Genomic DNA, 21,355 nt, shown 5'->3' on the forward strand with positions numbered 1-21,355 from the left:
CCCCCCCCCCCCCCCCCCCCCCCCCCCCCCCCCCCCCCCCCCCCCCCCCCCCCCCCCCCCCCCCCCCCCCCCCCCCGCCCCTGGCGCCTCAGCATCTGAAGTACGCGAGGCGCGAGGGGTGAGCGCGGGATACTTCTCTCACAAAGCGTGTATCGGGGAGCGACTGGGGGCATGCTTCAGCCGCCGCCCCGGGAAACTGCGGGGAACCAAGTTCGGCAACCGGCCGACGGGGCAAGGCTGGACGTTCCCTCCCGCCGCCGGTAGGAGGCACTACGATGAACGTTGCTTTGCGCTGAAGAACAGCGCGTACAGCGTCGGCACCACGAAGAGCGTGAGCAGCGACGCGAAGCCCAGCCCCGCCATGATCGTCACCGCCATGTTCACGAAGAACACGTCGCCGAGCAGCGGGATCAGACCCAGGATCGTCGTCGCCGCGGCAAGGATCACCGGACGGAGGCGGCTCACCCCCGCATCGAGGATGCCCTCCTCCAGTGCCTTGCCCTCCGCCAGCTGCGCATCCATCTCCTCGATGAGCACGATGGCGTTCTTGATCAACAGGCCGATGAGAGACAGGCCGCCGAGCAGCGACATGAAGTCGAAGGCGCCGTCGGCGGCCAGCAGCCCCGCGGTGATCCCGACGATGGCGAGGGGCACGGTGAGCCAGATGATCAGCGGCTGGCGAAGCTTGCCGAACAACAGCACGGTGGTCAGCACCATGAGGAGCACACCGGCGGGGAATACGCTGAACAGGCCGCCCTGGGCATTGCTCGCGTCCTCGAACTCCCCGCCCCAGCTCAGGCTGTAGCCCGGCGGCAGTTGTAGGGCCTCGACCTGCGGACGCAGCCGCGCGAACAGCGGGGCCGTCAGTTCACCGACCGGGTTGCAGGAGGCGATGATGGTCTGTTGCCGGTCCCGGCTGCGGATGACGGCGTTTTCCCACCGGGTCTCGAAGCTGCTGACCACCTGCGTGATGGGGATGGACCGGCCGAGCGCCGGGCTCCAGACCTGCAGGTCACGGAGGCTGGCAATATCATCACGGTCACTGGCGGCCGCCCGGAGGTAGATCGGGAGAACCCGGTTACCGTCGCGGAAGGTGCCGGCGGCCGCCCCGTCATGGCCGTACTTGAGCGCCTTGCCCAGGTCCTCGCGGCTGATGCCGAGCCGTCGCGCCACCTGCTCGTTGAACACGGGGCGCAGGACCTTCACGGGCGAGCGCCAGTCGTCGCGCACATCGCGGGCGCCCGGATCCGCGCGCATAAGCTGCTTGGCCTGCTCGGCGAGGCGTCGCAGCTCCACCGGGTCAGGCCCGGAGAAGCGCGCCTCGATTTTCGCATCGCGCCCGGGGCCCATGCGCAGCGGCTTGACCAGCGGGTCGAGCCAGGGCATCTCGCGGGCGAGCATCGCCTCGAGGCGGGCGCGCAGCGGCGCGATCTGTGCGAGCGTCTCCGTGCGCACAATGACCTGCGCGTAGACCGGGGACGGCTCCTTGGCGTCATAGACGAGGGTGAACCGCTGGTGGGGCCCGCCGATGACCGCCGCTGCCTGCGTCACCCCGGGTTGCTCCGCGAGCCAGGCACTCACGGCCCGGGCGTCATCGCGGGTCCTGCGGATGTCCGTGCCCTCCGGCTCCCAGAGATCGACGAAGAACAGCGGTGTGCTCGAGGCCGGGAAGAAGCCCGCCTTGACCTGGCCGAAGCCGACCACGGCGGCCGCGAAGAGCAAAAGCACCCCGCCCACGGTGAGCCAGCGGTGGCGCAGCGCCTGCGCCAGCAGACGGCGGTAGCCGCGGAACAGCCGTCCGTCGTAGGCGCCCTCCGCTGCCGGCGGCGCCTCCTTCATGAGCAGCGCGAAGAGCAGCGGCGTGGAGCTGACCGCCGTCACCCAGGACAGGGCGAGGGAGATGAGGATGACCCAGAACAGCGAGCCGGCGAATTCCCCGGTGTTGTCCGTCGACAGGGCGATGGGCGAGAACGCGAGGATGCCGATCGCCGTACCGCCGAGCAGCGGCACCATGGTCTTGCCCACCGCCTCGCCCGCCGCGCTGCGCGCACTGGCACCCGCCTGCATGCGCACCTGCATGCCCTCGGCGACGACGATGGCGTTGTCCACGAGCATGCCCAGCGCAATGACCAGCGCGCCGAGGGAGATCCGCTGCAGCTCGATGCCGTAGAGGTGCATGAACAGCAGCGTCCCTGCCACGGTGACGAGCAGCACCGCGCCGATGATGACGCCAACGCGCAGGCCCATGAACAGCAGCAGCACGACGATCACGATAGCGATGGCCTGGGCGACGCTGATGATGAAACCGGCGACCGAGTTCTCGACCTCCGTAGGCTGGCTGTAGACCGCCTCCAGGTGCATACCCACCGGGATGCTCGAGCGCAGTTCCTCGAAACGCGCCCTGAGGGCGCGCCCGACCTCCACCACATTCTCACCGGCGGCCATGGAGATACCGAGACTGAGCCCCGGCTCGCCGTTCAGGTAATAGAGCTTGCCGGGGACTTCCCGATAGGCGCGGGTGATCTCCGCAACGTCGCGCAGCCGCACCAGGCGCCCCCCGTCGGAGCCGATCAGCGTACCCCCCATGGCCTGCACCGAGCTGTAGGTGCCGGTGGGGCTCAGGCGCAGGTATTCGTCACCGAGGGGCATGTTGCCGGCATCCACGACGCTGTTCTGGGAGCCGAGCACGGCGGCGATCTGGTCGGGAGCGATGCCGAGTTCGCCGAGCCGCGCCCGGCTGATATCCACGTAGACGACTTCCTCCTGCACCCCGTCGATGGACACCTTGCGCACCCCCGGGACCAGGACCAGTTCGCGCTTGAGGGCGTCGGCGGTGTCATAGAGGTCGCGCCAGCTGTAGCCCTTCCCCGTCAGCATGAGGTAGACGCCGTAGACATCACCGAAATCGTCGATGACCCTGGGCTCGCCTGCGCCCGGCGGCAGATCCCGGCGCACGTCGCTCACCTTTCGCCGCAGCTCGTCAAAGATGTCCGGCATCTCCGCGGCGCTGTAGCTGTCCTTGAACTCGATAGTGATATCCGAGAGCCCGGGCCTCGAGACGGACATCTTGATGCGCTTCAGCTGCGGCAGGCGCTGCAGCGCGTCCTCCAGGTGGTAGGTCAGCTCCTCCTGCACCTCGCGCGCCGTGGCACCGGGGTAGGGGGTGAGGATCTTGGCCATCTTGATCGTAAAGGCCGGGTCCTCCAGCTTGCCCATGTTGACGAAGCCCCAGTAACCCCCGCCGAGGAGTACGAGCACCAGCAGCCAGGCGCTGACGCGATTGTCGACAGACCAGGTCCCTATATTGGTCAACGCGCGTTCCTCAACGGTCTCCGGGCCGGGGCTCGGCCTGTTCCAGCTGCGGCAGCGGGCGTACACGCATGCCCTCGGAAAGATAGGGCGCGCCGACGGCAACAACCTCCTCACCGCCCTCCAGTCCCGACAACACCTGGATGCGGTCCTCCGCGAGGCGACCGGTCTCCACGGGCCGGGCGCTCACGGTGCCGGACTGGCTGTCATAGACCCAGACCTGCGCGGCGAGGGCCCCATCGGCCTGCACCGCCGCCGCCGGCAGCCAGAACACGTTGTCGCCCGAGAGGAGCGGTGAAAAATCGACCGATACTTCTGCGGTCATGCCCGGCAGCACGGTAAAGGCCGCGGGTGGCGGCATGCTGAAGGTCACGCGGTAGGTCTGGGTCGACGCATCGGCCCGGGTGGCTACCTCGCGCAGCGTCAGCGGCAGCCGAAGCTCGGGGTGGTCATTGAACGTCGCCCAGGCACGCACCCGGGCGGCCTCCGAGGTGGCGACATCCTCCTCCAGCGCCACGGCATCGCCGCGCCGGAACTGGCGGATGATCGTCTCCGGCAGGTCGATGACCACGTCGAGTTGCTGGTCGCCCTGCAGGTAGAACACCGGCTGCCGCGCCTGTACCTCCTCGAAGTTCTCCACCAGACGCTGCGCGATGCGGCCCGTAAACGGGGCCCGGAGTTCCGTGTAGGCGAGGTTGTTCCGGGCCTGCTCCAGGGCGGCCTCGGCGCTGCGGAACTGCGCTTCCATGCGGTCGTAATCGAGGCGCGAGATGCTGCCGCTCTCGACCAGCTCGCTGGCGCGGCGGTAATTGCGCTCGGCGTTGTCGAAGGTCGCCTGCCGGTCGGCCAGCGCCGTCTCGAAGTCCGTGGGGTCCAGGCGGGCGATGACACTGCCGTCCTCGACCCGGTCGCCCTCCCGCACCAGGATCTCCCGCAGCTGCCCCCCCACGCGGAAAGAGAGCTCTGCCTGCTGCGTCGCGTCCACCCGCCCGGGGAAGCGGCGCAGTTCGCTGCTCGCGCTGTCTCCGACGACGACCGTGCGCACGGGCCGCGCGGCAGGTTCTGCGGGCGCGCCGTCGCCGCGCTGACCACAGGCGCCGAGCGCCAGTGCGCTGCACAACAGGGCCGTCAGCAGGCGAAGGCTGGAAAGCATGGGGAAACTCCTCGGACCGTGAGCGAGTACAGTATAGCGGCAGCGGGAACTAGGGAAGGCACAGGGCACTCAGGGGAGAGGCCGCAGGCGCCCGAGGGCCGTGAAGTAGAGTGCACGGCGCACCGGGCCGCCGACCACGGCGGCGAGCGCGTCCCGGTAGCGTGCCAGCTGGGGGGCATGGACCTCGGCCTCCCGGGCCTCAAAGGCTTCCCGGGACTCGCCGGGCAGGGGGCGGCTCGTCTTGTAGTCGATGATCCAGTACTCACCGGTTGCGGAGTCGCGAAAGTACCGGTCGAGCACCAGCTGCTGCGGCTCGCCGGCGCCGTCGAGGGCCGTGAGCGACCACTCGGTCGCGCCCTCGGGATGCCCAGAGAGCGCCCAGCGGCCATCGGTGTCGGCGAGGGTGCGATCGACATGCGCGATGACCTCGCTGAGGGCCTCTGCCTCACCGGCCCGGGGCAGGCCCGCCTGCGCGAGCGACAGCCTGGCCAGCTGCCGCTCGGCCTCACCACTGCGCTCCGGCAGGGGGTCGCTGCCGGCGAGGCCTTCGAGGACGCGGTGCACGGCGGTACCGATGCAGCGCTCACGCAGGCCGGTGGGCCCCTGCGGATCCTCCACAGCCGGCGCTTCCGACAGCGGCGCCTCGGGCGCCGCGGCCGGCGTGGCGAGACGCTGCAGGGGCGGCGGACCCTCGCCCGCCGGCGCGGGGGCGGGCTCGACGACATGATCCACGGCGTCATCCAGCAGCCGGGGCCAGAGCGCAGCTGCCAGCGTCCCCGCGCCGGGCGCGCGGTAACTCTCCCGCCTGTCGTCCCAGCCCGGTCTTGCGCAGAGCACGAGTTCACGCACGGCCCGGGTCGCGCCGACGTACAGCAACCGCGTGGCCTCAAGGTTGCGCTTCATGGCGGCTTCCTCACGCAGATACTGGTAGAGGCTCGGGGAGCGCCTGTCGCTGTGGTCTTCCGCAGCCAGGAGGAAGAACCGCTCTCCGGCCCGGGTCACATGCTGGTCCCAGGCGAGCAGCTCGCGATCATCAGCGCGCGTGCTGCCCGCGATATCGAGGAGCCAGACGCGGTCGAGCTGCAGCCCCTTGGCCTTGTGCAGGGTCATGACCTGCACGCTGGCCCGCGGGTCGCCGGGGTCCGCGAAGAGGCGGCCGACCTCGCGCTCGAGCCAGGCGACGTCCAGCCCTGCGGTCTCCGCATCGGCCCGCTCGACCAGGGCGAAGAACTGGGCGGCAGCGCTATCGCTTTCCGGCGGGTAGCAGGCCGGCCCACCGAGCGCGAGCCAGGTCGACTCCAGCCAGCCGCGCAGGCCGCGCCGGTCGCGCGTGGCCTCGGCCCGGCCCAGCACCGCGGCGAGCGCCGCGACCCGGGCAGCGCCGTCGTCGCTGAGACCGGGGGCCGCGCGCGCTCCGAACAGCCACCGGGCCACCGTGCCGGTCTCTGTTGCCCGGTGCACGGCGAGCAGGTCGGCAAGACGGAGACCGCACCAGGGGGCGCGGAGCAGCGAGAACCAGGCCAACCGGTCGTAGCGGTCCGCCAGGGCGCGGCAAAGCACCTGCAGATCCCTGATGACGGGGCGGCTGGCGAGCGCATCGACATCCTGCGCGGCGACCGGTGCCCCGGCAGCCCGGAGCCGGGACAGCACCGGCTGCAGCTGGCGACGGGTACGGCCGAGGATCGCGCAGCTCTCGCCGGGAGCCCCGCCAAGCGCTGCGAGCACCCCGGCGGCCACGAAATCGGCCTCCGCGGCCACCAGGTCCGCACCTTCCGCACCTTCCGCACCGCGGAAGCAGTGCACGGCAACGGCCCCCGGGGTCGCCCGGGTCGGCACCGCGGGCGTATAGCGGACCCGCCCTGCCACCACGTCGTCTTCCGCGGGAAAGGCCGCAGCGAACTGCTCGTTCACCCAGTCCACGACCGGGCGCGCAGAGCGGAAGTTGCTGGAGAGCTGCAGCGGAGTGAGACGGAGGCCGTTGAAGCCCTCGTCCCGCGCGCGGAGGAACAGGCTCACGTTGGCGTCCCGGAAGCCGTAGATGGACTGCATGCCGTCTCCGACCACGAGCACGGTGCGCGGGGCACCGGGGTTGGCGGCGTTGTGCTCGGCCCAGTCGCGGGTGAGGCGCCGCACCAGCTCGTACTGCTTGATGGAGGTATCCTGGAATTCGTCGACCAGGATGTGCTCGATCCGGTAGTCGAGACGGAGGGCCAGGTCCGTCGGGGCGTCGTCTTCGCCGAGCGCGTCGAGCGCGGCGAGCGCCATCTGCGAGTGGTCTACCGCGCCGCGCCGCTGAAAGACGAGGTAAAGCTGGGCCACCGCCCGGGGCAGCAACCGGGCGAGGCTTGCGAGGATCGCCCAGGCGCCGGCGTCCTCCGGTGAAGGCAGAATCCGCACCCGCGCCAGCGCTGCGGCAAGCGCACTGTCGCCCTGCATGCCCTGTAACCAGGCATTCATGCCCGCGACCTCCTGTATCTTGCCACCGCCCGGGAACCCCTCCCTGGCCGTGACGCGCTTTCGCCAGGTGCCTTCATTGGTGAGCAGCACGTCGGCCAGCTCGCGCCAGGCCGGCAGCGCCGAGGCCTCGGGCCCCGGCATGCCGTCGAGGATCAGTCCTTCCCCCTGCGCCTGGCGCCACGCAAGCAACGGCCCGAGGGTGTCAGCCGCGGGCTGGAAGCGCTCGGCGAGCTCACCCAGCACGTCGCCCGCGAGGGCGTGGAGCGCTTCGCGCAGGTATGCCTCCGAAGCCGCCTCGTCGCGGTGCGCGCCGAGATAGCTGAGCCACTGGTCACGACGGGCGAGGAGCGAGGCGAGCAGCGTTGCCAGGCGCTCCCAGTGGTTGTCGAGGTGCTCGAGGAGCGCGGCCAGGTCCGGGTTCTGCTCCGGTGTGCGGTCGAGGCCCGCGAGCAGGCCCTCGGCCGCCTCCCGGTACAGCTCGCTGGCGTCGTCCACGGTGGCGACGGCGCCGCCGAGGGTGCTGAGGAGCGGCATCTGCCGGGCCAGTTCCGCACAGAAGCTGTCGATCGTACGCACCCGCAGCCGGTTACCGTTCTCGAGGAGCCCCCAGCCGGCTTCCCGGTCCCGGGCCAGCGCCTGGTCGGCAAGCCCCCGGGTAAGCCGGCCGTGTTCGCTCTCGACCGGCGCTGCGCGGGCCGCCTCGGCAAGCGCGCCGAGAATCCGCTCGCGCATTTCCGCGGCGGCCTTGCGGGTAAAGGTGATGGCGAGCACCGCCTCCGGGTGCTCCACCCGGGCCAGAAGTCCGAGGAAACGCTGGATCAGGAGCTCGGTCTTGCCCGAACCTGCCGGCGCGCTGACGCAGACGCTGGTGGCCGGATCAATCGCCGCGCGGCGTGCGGCCGCATCCGCGAGGCTCACGGCTCCTCTCCCGGCAGCACTCTGCCCGCCTCGCCGTCATCGGCAACGGCGTCCTCCACGGTCCCGATGCGGCACAGGCTCGCGAGATCGCAGTAGCGACAGGCTGCCGCGGTGGGCTGCACCGCCGCCTCACCCGCCATCACTTCTGCGGCCAGGGCAACGAGGCGCTCCCGCCACGCGCCGCGCAGCCCCTCCCAGGCTTCCGCGGACGGATCGCCGGCCAGGTACTTCGCGAGGTTCTTCTCGAGGTCCGGAAGGCCCGGGCCGACGCCCGCGGCGCGCAGGCGCAGGTCGCGGGGGCGCAGCTGACCGAAGGCGACGCCCGTCAGCGCCGGACCGCGGACCAGGCTGTAGAGCGGCAGTTGCGGGCTCTCGATCCGCTCGCGGAAGAGTCCGGCGAACTGCGTGCTGCCGCTCTTGTAATCGATAACCAGTTCGCGGCCGTCCGCCAGGCGGTCTACCCGGTCCAGCTTCAGGCTCAGCGTGAGGCCGGCGAGCTCCAGCTCGGCCGCCTCCTCCCGGGCGAGCACGGTAAAGGGCTCCGGGCGCGCCGCCTCGATATCCAACCACGCCTCCAGCGTATCGGCAAGGCGCGCCTGTTCCAGGGTCAGGCAGGCGCCGCCGAGCACTTGCCGCCGCTCGGACCCAACCGCGTCCATGGCGGCCCCCGCGCTGGCCTCACAGTGCCTGCGCCTGGCCGCCCGGTCGAGGGAGGCGAGCGTCGCACTGTCACCCAGAATTCCCCAGAGGCGGTACAGCGCCCCGTGCAGGAGTACGCCCCGCTCGAGGGCATTGAGCCCCGTCGCCGGCTCCTCCGGCGCCGCAAGGCGCAGCCGGTAGCGGGCAAAAGCGCGGAAGGGACAAGCCGCCTGGGACTCCAGCAGCCCGGCGCCCCCGCGCACACCCGCCTCGTCCACCGGCGGCGCGCGGTTGTCCGCGACCGGCGCCAGGGCGAGGGCATCGCGCCGCTGCTGCCAGGCCCGCTCACCGGGGGTGGGCGCCGCTTCGGGCGCGGGAACGTCGCCGAGGAAGGGGCTCGGCAGCAGCGGCACACCGTCCGCCGCCAGCGCTGTGCTCATGACCAGGGTGTCCACCGCGCCGGCGTAGCGCGCCAGCAGCTGGCTGGCGAAGGCGTGCTCCCCTTCCGGTGTGCATTGCGGCATCTTCTCGCGCCGCTGGAGGGACAGCGGGATGAGCGGGCTGGGCCGCGCCGGCGCCGGCCACGCACCGGCATGCATGCCCGAGACCCAGAGCGCATCGAAGGCCAGTCCGGCGGCCTCGAGAGCGCCGAGCACCTGGATGTCCGTATCGGCGGTCTTCGGCTGAAACAGACGCTGTCCCAGGCATTCCCGCAGCAGCTGCAGGGCCTCCTGCGCGCCTAGCGGCGGACCCAGGGCCGCACAGCGTTCGAAGGCGCCGAGCGTTTCCTCCCACAGTCCGTGCTGCTGGTATTCGAGGGAGTCGAGGCCGGTCCCGGGCCAGCCGAAAACAGCGAGCACCTTCCCGAACAGGGCCACCCAGCCGGAGCCGTCCCATCGCCCGGGACGCTCCATGACATCGCGGAGTGCGAGCAGCCGCTCCCCCAGTACGGTCCCGGCGCGGCCGGCCTGGTAGCGCAGCAGGCCCACCTCGACACGCCGCGCGCCGAGAGCGCGCAATCGTTCCACGAAGGTCACCATCGCCGGCTCGTCCCGGTCCGGCAGGGGGAAGAAGCGCGAACGCAGCAGGGCCACGAACGCAGGCACGTCCACGGCGCCCTCGAGCGCCGCAAGCAGGCCCAGGGCATCGCGCACCAGCGGCGCGCGGTCGAGGGCGAGACCGGCGCTGTAGTTCACCGGTAGCCGGTGGTAGTTGGCATCGACGCAGCCGAAGGCGCGGCGCAGCTGGTAGTCTAGCGCCGCGCGGCGCACCGGGTCCGCGTCCAGCACGACGCCGATCCGGCCGCCCGGCTGTGCGGAAGCGCGCTCCGCGCACCAGTCGGCAATCGCGCGCAGCTCGTCGTGCTGCCCGGCGTAGCAGCGGACCTCCCCCGCCGCCCGGGGCGCCGCCTGCGGGGCATCCTCGAGCGGCTCGCCGAGCCGCTCGAGGCAGGCGCTGACCAGGGGCGAAAGATCGTGGCAGGCCACGAGAAGGAGCGCCCGGGGCGATGGTGCCGGGTCGTCGAGGAGCTCGCGGAGACAGTCGGCGGGCGTTGCCGCGCCGAGGCGCGCCAGTTCGCCCTCGAAGCGGTCCAGCCAGCGAAGAAAATGCGCGCTGTCACCGCCGAGGCGGAACAGCTGCCGGGTCCCCGCCTCGCTGCAGTCGATACGCCAGCGCAGCAGCGTATCGCGGGCGCGCTGCGCAAGCCGGGCAGCCTCCCCGGGCTGGACGAGGGTGAAGCCGGTGGCTCCGTCGTCGTCAGCGGCGATGACGCGCCGCCACAGGTAGTGAATAGCGGCCGGCTCGAGGCGGCGGCGCGCCGGCAGCCGGCCCGCAGCGACCGCCGCTTCCCAGCGCGCCAGGAGCCAGCTTTCCACGGCCGCCACCGGGGCCGTGGCCCAGGCCCGGGCACCCGCCTCGCGCTGACATTCATCCCAGGCACCCTGGATATAGCGCGCCAGCCTGTGATTGGCAGTGAGCACGGTGTCGCCACGTTCAAGCCAGGGTGCCAGCGGCGCGACGTCGAAGAGGGGTTTGGCGGCCATCGGGGTCCTGTGCTGGGCGTCCTGTCCTGGGGCTCCTGTGCTGGGGCTCCTGTGAAAGCAGGCGCCGCTGCTTTAGAATGCGGCGCCCTCTGCGGCACGGGAGGGACTTTAGCAGGAAGGTCAGGAAAACCGCCATGAGCGAACGCGAAGCGCAGAACACGGTACACAACGTCAATGTCGCCGGGCAGGAAGTCCTCATCCCGCCGGCGGAGCTGAAGCGCGCCCTCCCCCTGGGCGAGGCGGCCCTGGCCACCGTCACCCGCAGCCGCCAGGTCATCCGCGACATCCTCGACGGACGCGACCCTCGCCTCTTCGTCGTCGTGGGACCCTGCTCCATCCACGACCCCGAGGCGGCCCTGGACTATGCGCGTCGCCTGAAGGTCCTGGCCGACGAGGTGGGTGATACGCTGTTCATCGTCATGCGCGCCTATTTCGAGAAACCGCGCACCACCGTGGGCTGGAAGGGCTTGATCAACGACCCCTACATGGACGACACCTTCTGCATCGAGGATGGGCTGCGCATCGGTCGCCGGCTGCTGCTGGACATCCTCGAACTGGGCCTGCCGACCGCCACTGAGGCCCTTGACCCGATCTCACCGCAGTACCTGCAGGACCTCATCGCCTGGTCGGCCATCGGCGCACGGACCACGGAATCCCAGACCCACCGCGAGATGGCCAGCGGCCTGTCCTCCGCCGTGGGCTTCAAGAACGGGACGGACGGCAGCCTGACCGTGGCGATCAATGCGCTCAAGTCCGCGGCCCGGCCGCACCGCTTCCTCGGCATCAATCACGAGGGCCGGGTCTCCGTGTACACGACCCGCGGCAACCGCTACGGGCACATCGTCCTGCGCGGCGGCTCCCAGGGGCCGAACTACGACTCGGTCCACGTGAAGCTTGCCGAGGCAGCACTCGCCGAGGCCGGCCTGCCGACCAGCATCATGGTGGACTGCAGCCACGCCAACTCGAACAAGCAGCCCGAGCTGCAGCCGCTGGTCGTGGAGAACGTCGTCAACCAGATCATCGAGGGCAATGCGTCCATCGTCGGCCTGATGATCGAGAGCCATCTGAACGCCGGGAGCCAGCCGTTGGCGCCGCCGTCAGAGCTCGCCTACGGTGTGTCGATCACGGACGGCTGTATTGGCTGGGAGGAGACGGAACGCTGCCTGCGCGAGGCCCGCGCAGCCCTGCAAAAGGCACTGCCGGAACGGCGCCGGGCGGGCGGCGCCGCGGCGACGGATCAGTAGTAGGCCTGGCTGCGGTCCGTATGGTCGGTGACATCGCGCACACCGGCCAGCTGCGGTAGCTGATCCAGCAGCGCACGTTCAACGCCGTTCTTCAGTGTGAGGTCCACGGCACTGCAGCCCTGGCAACCCCCACCGAACTGCAGTACGGCGAAGTTGTCACCGGTGATCTCCACCAGGCTGACCTCGCCGCCGTGCGCGGCCAGGGACGGGTTGATCTCGTTGTAGAGGATGTAATTGATCCGGTCCTCGAGGGGGCTATCGTCGCCCACGCGCGGCATCTTCGCATTCGGCGCCTTGATGGTGAGCTGACCGCCCATGCGGTCCGTGGCGTAGTCGACCAGGGCATCCTCGAGGAACGGCACGCTGCGCGGCTCGAACCAGGCCGTGAGCTTGTCGAACTTGTGCTCTACATCCTCCTCGCGGACATCGCCCTCCCGGCAATAGGCAATGCAGGTCTCTGCCCGCGGCGTACCGGGCTGGTTGATGAAGACCCGCACCCCGAGCGCATCCTCCTGCCTGGAGAGCAGTTCAGCGAGGTAGTCCTGGGCGGCTTCCGTGATCGTGATCATGCTGCGCGTTTCTTCCTGAGTGATTTACTCGGGTATTATAGCAGGTCCGGCCGGGCCTCGCGCAAGCGCGAGGCTGCGCAGCGGCCTGAAGGATGCGTTGCCGTCGCCGCGTCCGGGCGCAGCGGCACGACCCCGCCAGCGCGCGCCTTCTGCTAGACTACGGCGCTTTTGGCCGGCAGCTTCCCGGCGACACCCCACAAACCAGCCAGAGGTCACCGTGGCCATCGATACAGCACCCCGGATAAGCCCCATCGACCGTGAGCTGCGTGAGCAGCTCGATGCCCGCATCCTCGTGATAGACGGTGCCATGGGGACCATGATCCAGGGTGAAGGCCTGGTCGAGGCGGATTATCGCGGCGAGCGCTTCGCCGATCACCCCGGCGATCTCAAGGGCAACAACGACCTGCTCTCGCTGACGCGCCCGGACGTGGTCCGTCGCATCCACGAGGCCTACCTCGCCGCCGGCGCGGAGATCATCGGGACCAACACCTTCAACAGCACCGCCGTGGCCCAGGGCGACTACGGCCTGGAGGCGCTGGCGCGGGAGCTTAACGTCGAAGGCGCGCGCCTGGCCCGAACCGCCGCCGACACGGCCATGGCGGCCGAGCCCGGCCGGCGCCGCTACGTGGCCGGCGTGCTCGGGCCGACACCGCGCACGGCATCGATCTCCCCGGATGTCAACGACCCCGGCGCGCGGAACATCGACTTCGACAGCCTGGTGCGGGACTACCGCGAGGCGGTGGAAGGCCTCCTGGACGGCGGCGTGGACCTGCTCATGATCGAGACGGTGTTCGACACGCTGAACGCCAAGGCCGCCATCTTCGCCGCCCAGGGTGTGTTCGAGGACCGCGGTGAGGCCCTGCCGCTGATGATCTCCGTGACCTTTCCGGATACCAGCGGCCGCAACCTCTCCGGCCAGCGGCCGGAGGCCTTCTGGAACGCCATCGCCCACGCCCGCCCCCTCATCGTCGGCAGTAACTGCGGGCGTCGCTTTGCGGAGGTGCGGCCTTTCCTGGAAGAGCTCTCCAACGCCGTGGACTGCTACTTCTCGGCGCACCTCAACGCCGGCCTGCCGAACGCCTTCGGCGAATACGACGAGCGGCCCTCGGACATGGAGGCGGAGTTCCACGACTTTGCACGCCGCGGCTTTCTCAACCTGGCGGGCGGCTGCTGCGGAACCGGCCCCGAACACATCGCCGCCATCGCCGCAGCGGTCGAGGGCGTTGCCCCAAGGCCGCTCCCCGACCGCCCGCCGGCCTGCCGCCTCAGCGGCCTCGAGCCGTTCAACATCGGCGCAGACACGCTGTTCGTGAATGTGGGCGAGCGCTGCAACGTCACCGGCTCGGCGCGCTTCAAGCGCCTGGTGCTTGAGGGCGACTACGCCACCGCCCTCGATGTCGCGCGCACCCAGGTGGAGGATGGCGCACAGATCATCGACGTGAACATGGACGAGGGCATGCTCGATGCCGAGGTGGCCATGGTCACCTTCCTCCGCCTCGTGGCGTCGGAGCCCGACATCTCCCGCGTGCCGGTGATGATCGATTCCTCGCGCTGGTCCGTGATCGAGGCGGGCCTGAAGTGCGTGCAGGGCAAGGCGGTGGTGAACTCCATCAGCCTCAAGGCCGGCGAGGCCGAGTTCCTCGAGCAGGCCCGGCTTTGCCAGCGCTACGGGGCCGCCGTGGTGGTCATGGCCTTCGACGAGGACGGCCAGGCGGATACCCTCGAGCGGCGCAAGGCCATCTGCCGGCGCAGCTACGACCTGCTCCGCGAGCGCCTCGACTTCAACCCGAACGACATCATCTTCGACCCGAATATCTTCGCGGTGGCCACGGGCATCGCCGAGCACAATAATTACGCCGTGGACTTCATCGAGGCGACGCGCTTCATCAAGACGGAACTGCCCGGGGCGCTCGTGTCCGGCGGTGTCTCGAACGTGTCCTTCTCCTTCCGCGGCAACAACACCGTGCGCGAGGCGATCCACTCGGTCTTTCTCTACCACGCGATCCGCGCGGGCATGGACATGGGCATCGTCAACGCCGGCCAGCTCGCGGTGTACGACGAGCTCCCGGAGGAGCTGCGGGAAGGCGTCGAGGACGTGGTTCTCAACCGCCGGGAGGACGGGACGGAGCGGCTCCTCGAGCTCGCCGAGCGCTACCGCGGCGACGGCAAGGGCAGCGAGCGCAAGGAGGACCTGGCCTGGCGCGAGTGGCCGGTCGCCAGGCGACTCGAGCACGCGCTGGTCAAGGGTATCAACGGCTACATCGAGGAAGACGCGGAAGCCGCGAGGCTCACGGTCGACCATCCCATCGAGGTCATCGAGGGGCCGCTCATGGACGGCATGAACGTCGTCGGCGACCTCTTCGGCGAGGGCAAGATGTTCCTGCCGCAGGTCGTGAAGAGCGCCCGCGTCATGAAGCAGGCCGTGGCCTACCTGCAGCCCTACATCGAGGCGGAGAAGCGCGAGGGCTCGAAGCCCAACGGCAGGATCCTCATGGCCACGGTCAAGGGCGACGTGCACGACATCGGCAAGAACATCGTCGGCGTGGTGCTGCAGTGCAACAACTTCGAGGTCATTGATATGGGGGTGATGGTCCACTGCGAGGAGATCCTCCGCGTCGCGCGGGAGGAGCAGGTCGACATCATCGGCCTCTCCGGCCTGATCACGCCGTCCCTCGACGAGATGGTGCACGTCGCCTCGGAGATGCAGCGGCAAGGATTCGACATGCCGCTCATGATCGGCGGCGCGACGACGTCAAAGGCTCACACGGCGGTGAAGATCGAGCCGGCCTACGAGAACGACGCGGTCATCTACGTGCCGGATGCATCGCGCAGTGTCGCTGTGGCCACGCAGCTGGCCGGCCACGGCAAGGACAGCTTCGTGGCCGCACGCCGGGCCGAGTACGCCGAGGTGCGTGAACGGGTGGCCAACCGCAAGCCGCGGGCACCCCGCCTCGCCTACGCGGACGCCCTCGACAACCGCTTTGCCCCGGACTGGTCCGCCTACACGCCGCCGCGGCCCAGCTTCCTCGGCGTGCAGAGCTGGAACGACCTGCCCCTCGGGGACCTCGTCGACACGATCGACTGGACGCCCTTCTTCCTCACCTGGGAGCTCTCCGGGAAATTCCCGGCGATACTCGACGATGCGGTGGTCGGCGAGCAGGCGCGGGAGCTCTACCGCGACGCGGAGGCTATGCTGGCGCGCATCATCGACGAGGGCTGGCTCACGGCCCGGGCGGCGGTCGGCTTCTGGCCGGCGAACGCCGACGGTGACGACATCGTCGTCTTCAAGGACGATGACCGCAGCACGCCCCTTGCGCGGCTGCACCAGCTGCGCCAGCAGGCGAAGAAAGGCAACGATGACCCGAATTACAGCCTCGCAGATTTCGTCGCGCCGGCGGGCACGCCGGACTACGTCGGCGGCTTCTGCGTGACGACGGGGCACGGCGTCGCCGAACGGGCCGCGGCCTATGAGGCGGCCCACGACGACTACAACAGCATTCTGCTCAAGGCCCTGGCCGACCGGCTGGCGGAGTCCCTGGCCGAGCACCTGCACCGGCGGGTGCGCCGCGAACTCTGGGGCTATGCGCCGGACGAGGACCTGGACAACGCCGCGCTGATCCGCGAGCGTTACCGGGGCATCCGCCCGGCCCCGGGCTACCCGGCCTGCCCGGATCACACGGAGAAAGCCACCCTCTTCGACCTGCTCGACGCGCCGGCGCGCTGCGGCGTCACGCTCTCCGAGAGCTACGCCATGGCGCCGGCCGCCTCCGTGAGCGGGTGGTACTTCGCCCACCCGGATTCACGCTACTTCAACGTGGGCAAGATCGGGCGGGACCAGCTTGAGGACCTCGCCGCCCGCAAGGGCATGGCCGTGGACGACCTGGCCCGCTGGCTGGCGCCCAACCTGGACTAGGGGACACGCATGGAAGACGGAAACGAAAACGCCACTACCGGTCACGAGGCCGAAAAAGGTTCCCCCGACGCACCGGACCCCACCCGGGAACAGGAGGACGGGAAGGGTCTCGGGGCGCTGCAGGTGGTGAGCAGCGTGTTCGCCGCCGGCCTCGGGGTGCAGAGCAGCCGCAACCGGGAGCGGGATTTCCGCCAGGGCCGGGCGGGCACCTTCATCGTCGCAGGTATCATCTTCACGGCATTGTTCATCGGCGCCGTGCTGACCGTGGTCAAACTGGTACTGGCGGGCGCCGGCTGACCGGCGCGCGGGACGCGCTAGCCGGGCATCCCGGACAGCCACAGGTAGAGGCCGAAGACCGCGATGGCGATGATCGCCGTTACTGCTACCGCGTCTGCCGTGCCGTCACTGCCGTTGCTCTGGGTTGCCATGGGCCTGCTCGTCCTTAATCCGGGGGATTTGTCGATTGCCCGGCTGACCGGGCGCGCGCATTATAGCAGGCGCAGGCCCTTTCCCAAGGGGCCGCCAGCGCAGGCCACCGCGTTCTAAGCTTAAGCGGAAATCGAATAACCAGCACGGCGCTTATTCTGTTAGAGTGCCCGCCAGGTTCCGAATACCGAATCCCTCATGTACCGCTACGACGACTACGACCAACGCCTCGTCGACGAGCGCGTCGACCAGTTCCGCGACCAGACCGAGCGCTACCTGCGCGGCGACCTGGACGAGGCGGAGTTCCTGCCCCTGCGCCTGCAGAACGGCCTGTACGTGCAGCGCCTGGCACCGATGCTGCGCATTGCGGTCCCCTATGGCCTCCTCGACGCGCGGCAGGTGCGCAAGCTCGCGCACATTACCCGGCACTACGACAAGGGCTACGCCCACATCAGTACCCGCCAGAACGTACAGATCAACTGGCCGCGCATCGAGGACGTACCGGACATCCTGGCCGAACTCGCCAGCGTACAGATGCACGCCATCCAGACCAGTGGCAACTGTATCCGCAACACCACCACGGACCCGCTGGCCGGCGTCGCCGCCGACGAACTCGAGGACCCCCGCCCCTGGTGCGAGATCATCCGCCAATGGTCCACCCTGCACCCGGAGTTCGCCTTCCTCCCGCGCAAGTTCAAGATTGCCGTCTGCGGCAGTCGCGAGGACCGGGCGGCCATCCACAGCCACGACATCGGCCTCGAGATCGTTCCCGGGCCGGGTGGTGCGAGGGGTGACGAGAACGGCTTCCGTGTCCTCGTGGGCGGCGGCCTCGGCCGCACGCCGGTCATCGGCAGCGAGATCCGCCCCTATCTCGAGCGCCGGCACCTGCTGTCCTACCTCGAGGCGATCCTGCGCGTCTACAACCTGCACGGGCGCCGGGACAACAAGTACAAGGCGCGGATCAAGATCCTCGTCAAGGCCATGGGCGTGGACGCGTTCACCGCCGCCGTCGAGAAGGAGTGGGAGAGCCTGCGCGACGGGCCGACCACGCTTCCCGATGCGGAGATCGAGCGAATCGCCGCTTTCTTCAGCGGCCCCGCCTATGCCAGCGTGGATGCCGACGGTGAAGCCGCGGTACTCGAGGCACACTGTGCGAGCGAACCGATCTTCGCCAACTGGGTCCGGCGCAACAGCCACGCCCATCAGGTGCCCGGCTACCGCGCCGTCACCGTGTCCCTCAAGGCCACGGGCAACCCGCCGGGAGATATCTCCGCGGAACAGCTCGACCGGCTCGCCGACCTCTGCGAGGCCTACAGCTTCGGCCAGCTGCGCACGACGCACCAGCAGAACATCGTGCTCGCCGACGTGCGCGAGAGTGACCTGCTCCCGCTCTGGCGGGGGCTGCAGGCCGTCGGCCTCGCCTGCCCCAACGCCGGCTATCTCACCGACATGATCTGCTGCCCCGGGGGCGACTTCTGCTCCCTGGCCAATGCCAAGTCGATCCCCGTGGCTGAGGCCATCCAGGCCCGCTTCGAGGATCTCGACTACCTCTACGACCTCGGGCCCCTGGAGCTCAACATCAGCGGCTGCATGAACGCCTGCGGCCATCACCACATCGGTCACATCGGCATCCTCGGGGTGGACAAGAAAGGCGAGGAGTTCTTCCAGGTGTCCCTCGGCGGCAGCCAGGGCAAGGAGGCCAGCCTCGGCGCGATCCTCGGGCCCTCCTTCCGCCGCGAGGCCATGCCCGACGTGATCGAGACCCTGCTGCGGGTCTACCTCGACCACCGCCTGGAAGAAGAAACCTTCCTGCAGACCCTGCGCCGCATCGGCATGCAGCCTTTCAAGGAGCGCGTCTATGACGACGGTAACGCCCGCTAGCGGCTCACCGGTACAGGCCAGGCTGATCCGCGACGGCGCCGTCGTTGCCGATGACTGGCTGCCCCCGGCAGAACAGACACCGGGGGCCGGCGAGCGGCGCATCCTCACACTGGCACAATGGCAGGATGCCGGCTGCCCCGAAGGCGCGGGGCTGCAGCTCGAAGCAGCGGACGACCCCGGGCCCCTCCTTGACGCGCTCGCCGGCCTTGCACTTATTGCCGTGCACTTCGGGGTGTTTACCGATGGCCGGGGGTTCTCCCTCGCGCGCCGGCTCCGGGAGGCGGGCTTTGCCGGGGAGCTGCGCGCTCGCGGCGAACTCCTGCCGGACCAGGCGCACTACCTGCGCCGCTGCGGCTTCAACGCGCTGGAGTTCGCCGACCCGGACCGGCTGGCGCAGGCGCAGGAGCGGCTGGCCGTATTCACGACCGACTACCAGGGCGCCGTGGACCAGCCCCTGCCGTTGTTCCGACGCCGCGCCTGACGTGCACCACGGCCCGGCGACGGGCTAGACTGCGCCTTTACGCCATGCATGCCGCGCCGGGGGCCCCGTGGAAGGCACGTCCGTCACCTTCTCGTTTTTCCTGATTTTCTCCGGGGCCGCGGTCTTTGCCTCGATCGCACTCTATACGCGCCAGCCGCTGATCATCGCCTATATCGCCCTCGGCGCCTGCATCGGCCCCTACGGCCTCAGCCTCGTGCCAGACCTGAAGCTGCTCTCGGACATCGGCCACATCGGCATTATCTTCCTGCTGTTCCTGCTCGGCCTCGACATGCAGCCGCGGGCCCTGTTCGCGACCCTGCGCAACGCGACGGTGGTGATGGTGGCGAGCTCGGCGCTGTTCCTCCTGGCCGGCTATGCCGTGGCCCTGCCCTTCCTGCCGAGCAAGCTCGATGCGCTGGTGGTCGGCGCCGCGATGATGTTCTCGTCAACGATCATCGGGATAAAGCTCCTGCCGACCACGGTGCTGCATCACCGGCACACGGGGGAACTGATGGTGGGCATGCTCCTGCTCCAGGACCTGCTCGCGATCATCGTGCTCATGCTGCTCATGGGCGGCGACGCCGGCGGTGCCGGCGCCGCCCTGTCGTTGCTCAGCCTGCCGCTGCTCGGCGCCGGCGCCTGGGTCGCCGTGCGCTACGCGTTGCTGCCGCTCATCGCCCGCTTCGACCGCTTCCACGAGTACATTTTCCTGGTCGCCATCGGCTGGTGCCTGGGGGTGGCGGAGGTCGCCCAGCTCCTCGGCCTCAGCGAGGAGATCGGCGCCTTCATCGCCGGCGTGACCATCGCCACCAGCCCCATCTCCCAGTACATCGCCGGCAGCCTGCGGCCCCTGCGCGATTTCTTCCTGATCCTGTTCTTCTTCAGCGTGGGCGCCCGCTTCGACCTCGGGCAGCTGGACCGGATCCTCCTCCCTGCCCTGCTCCTGGCCGCGCTGGTGCTGGCGCTGAAGCCCGCAGTCTACCGCTACCTTCTTGGCGGCATGAGCGAGAGCCGCAGCCTCGCCTGGGATCTCGGCTTCCGCCTCGGCCAGGCCAGCGAATTCTCGCTGCTCATCGCCTACGTCGCCTTCGACCTTGCACTCATCAGCCAGGATGCCTCGCTGCTGATCCAGGCAACGACGATCCTCACGCTCCTCGCCTCGTCCTATATCGTGGTGCTCAACTATCCCACACCGATTGCTATCTCCGACCGGCTGCGGCGGGACTAGCCAGGGAGGGATGTCGCGACACTCCACGACTCACACCGGGTTTTGGCTCGCCCTCCGGCGTCCGGCCCGAACCGCCACACTTAAAGCCGATTCTGGAAACGTTCCCGCGGGAACGCGCTGCGCGCGGTTCCAGCGGGCACAGCCAGAACCCGTCATTCGTCGAGAAATCTGATAGATCCGTCGAAGCCGCCGCTGAGAGCAGGCCAACCTGCGCTACGGTAGGCCATCATGAGAAGAAGGAGCGTATCGAAGGTGAACCGTACGACGAATGAATGGCTTGCTTTGAAGCTCACTTGTTTCTTTGCTGCATTGGTTTTCGCCCCTGCTTCCCCTTTCGCGGAAGAAAGCAACAGGGTCCTCTTCGTGGCGTCAAATGTAGTCGACATGGGCGATCCGGAGCAGCACGATGCACGGAACAACCTGTGGGAGTATGCACCGCCCTTCCATATCTTCGTAATGCACGGCTATGACGTTGATTTTGTGTCGCCTCAAGGTGGCCCGGTTGAGTTCATGATGGAACCGCTGGGCATTAGCAGCTATGCCATCAGGTATGAAAACTTTTTGAGCAAGGCTGGAAATACACTCCGCCCCGGCCAGGTTGATGTCGCTCGGTATCAGGCGGTGTATGTCGGCGGTGGCTACGGCACGCTGTTCGACGTTGCGTCGAGCAAGGCGCTGATGAACCTGATCGGTAGCATCTACGAAAATGGCGGCGTAGTCGGTGGTTGTGGGCATGGTGCAGGCGGGTTTGCCAATGCCACGCTGGATAACGGTGACTACCTCGTGAAAGGCAAGCGCGTGGCCGGATTCCCGAACTCCAAGGAGTATTCCAGGTCATGGGCCAAACAAGGCAGCTTGTTGCCGTTTCTTGTCGAAGACCAGCTCCGCAGGAACGGGGCGCATGCGCAGAACAAGGAAACACTGGCAGACAAGCACACAGTCGTTGTCGATCTGAATCGCCCCGGGAATTCCGGAGGCTCTTTGGTTTGAGTCAGGCCACCATAGCCGACTCGGTTTCCTGTTGATGATACGCAGCCTCGTACTCCACGGGCGGGACATCGCCGATAGAGGTGAGCAGTCTGCGGTTGTTGA

General features: G+C 69.0%; 13 protein-coding genes. 7 read left to right on the top strand and 6 right to left on the bottom strand.

Annotated features, from left to right (window positions below):
• Positions 1–270: 270 nt before the first annotated feature.
• The 4 genes from ACX93N_RS15195 to ACX93N_RS15210 form a co-directional block, all read right to left on the bottom strand.
• The gene (locus ACX93N_RS15195; RefSeq protein WP_459429291.1) at positions 271–3,312 is read right to left on the bottom strand and encodes an efflux RND transporter permease subunit; all 3,042 of its coding nucleotides are present in this window, start codon (positions 3,310–3,312) and stop codon (positions 271–273) included.
• Positions 3,313–3,322: 10 nt separating this feature from the next.
• Complete coding sequence (locus ACX93N_RS15200) at positions 3,323–4,462, bottom strand: efflux RND transporter periplasmic adaptor subunit (RefSeq protein WP_459429292.1); 1,140 nt, start codon at positions 4,460–4,462, stop codon at positions 3,323–3,325.
• Between the two features lie 69 nt (positions 4,463–4,531).
• Positions 4,532–7,837 carry a UvrD-helicase domain-containing protein gene (locus tag ACX93N_RS15205; RefSeq protein ID WP_459429293.1) on the bottom strand — a complete coding sequence of 1,102 codons (3,306 nt, stop codon included), beginning with the start codon at positions 7,835–7,837 and terminating at the stop codon, positions 4,532–4,534.
• A complete protein-coding gene (locus ACX93N_RS15210; protein ID WP_459429294.1) occupies positions 7,834–10,521 on the bottom strand; it encodes a PD-(D/E)XK nuclease family protein in 2,688 nt (895 codons plus the stop codon). The genes ACX93N_RS15205 and ACX93N_RS15210 overlap by 4 nt, the downstream gene beginning before the upstream one ends.
• A gap of 134 nt (positions 10,522–10,655) precedes the next feature.
• Here ACX93N_RS15210 and ACX93N_RS15215 point away from each other — a divergent pair, with 134 nt between their 5' ends.
• Entirely contained in the window at positions 10,656–11,765 is a 1,110-nt protein-coding gene (locus tag ACX93N_RS15215) for a 3-deoxy-7-phosphoheptulonate synthase (RefSeq protein WP_459429295.1), read from the top strand.
• Here ACX93N_RS15215 and nfuA read toward each other — a convergent pair.
• Positions 11,759–12,334 carry a Fe-S biogenesis protein NfuA gene (nfuA, locus tag ACX93N_RS15220; protein ID WP_459429296.1) on the bottom strand — a complete coding sequence of 192 codons (576 nt, stop codon included), beginning with the start codon at positions 12,332–12,334 and terminating at the stop codon, positions 11,759–11,761. The genes ACX93N_RS15215 and nfuA overlap by 7 nt on opposite strands.
• A gap of 223 nt (positions 12,335–12,557) precedes the next feature.
• Between nfuA and metH the strand changes: the two genes are divergently transcribed.
• Positions 12,558–16,247: a methionine synthase gene (gene metH / locus ACX93N_RS15225; RefSeq protein WP_459429303.1), complete on the top strand. Its 3,690-nt coding sequence runs from the start codon at positions 12,558–12,560 to the stop codon at positions 16,245–16,247.
• Between the two features lie 9 nt (positions 16,248–16,256).
• Positions 16,257–16,544, top strand: a complete 288-nt coding sequence (locus tag ACX93N_RS15230; RefSeq protein WP_459429297.1) for a DUF2970 domain-containing protein — start codon at positions 16,257–16,259, stop codon at positions 16,542–16,544.
• A 17-nt stretch (positions 16,545–16,561) separates the two neighbouring features.
• Here ACX93N_RS15230 and ACX93N_RS15235 read toward each other — a convergent pair whose 3' ends face one another.
• Positions 16,562–16,675 (bottom strand): methionine synthase, encoded by a 114-nt coding sequence (locus ACX93N_RS15235; RefSeq protein WP_459429298.1) that lies wholly within the window; start codon positions 16,673–16,675, stop codon positions 16,562–16,564.
• Between the two features lie 196 nt (positions 16,676–16,871).
• Between ACX93N_RS15235 and ACX93N_RS15240 the strand changes: the two genes are divergently transcribed.
• The 4 genes from ACX93N_RS15240 to ACX93N_RS15255 all read left to right on the top strand — a co-directional run bounded on the left by ACX93N_RS15240 (position 16,872) and on the right by ACX93N_RS15255 (position 21,253).
• Positions 16,872–18,554: a nitrite/sulfite reductase gene (locus tag ACX93N_RS15240; RefSeq protein WP_459429299.1), complete on the top strand. Its 1,683-nt coding sequence runs from the start codon at positions 16,872–16,874 to the stop codon at positions 18,552–18,554.
• Positions 18,532–19,035, top strand: coding sequence for a DUF934 domain-containing protein (locus ACX93N_RS15245; protein ID WP_459429300.1), 504 nt, complete (start codon positions 18,532–18,534; stop codon positions 19,033–19,035). The genes ACX93N_RS15240 and ACX93N_RS15245 overlap by 23 nt, the downstream gene beginning before the upstream one ends.
• Positions 19,036–19,102: 67 nt before the next feature.
• Positions 19,103–20,263 carry a cation:proton antiporter domain-containing protein gene (locus ACX93N_RS15250; RefSeq protein ID WP_459429301.1) on the top strand — a complete coding sequence of 387 codons (1,161 nt, stop codon included), beginning with the start codon at positions 19,103–19,105 and terminating at the stop codon, positions 20,261–20,263.
• 252 nt (positions 20,264–20,515) lie between these two features.
• On the top strand, positions 20,516–21,253 hold the full coding sequence (locus ACX93N_RS15255; protein ID WP_459429302.1) for a type 1 glutamine amidotransferase domain-containing protein: 738 nt from the start codon (positions 20,516–20,518) through the stop codon (positions 21,251–21,253).
• The last annotated feature ends 102 nt before the right edge of the window (positions 21,254–21,355 follow it).

Source organism: Pseudohaliea sp., from assembly GCF_054552115.1.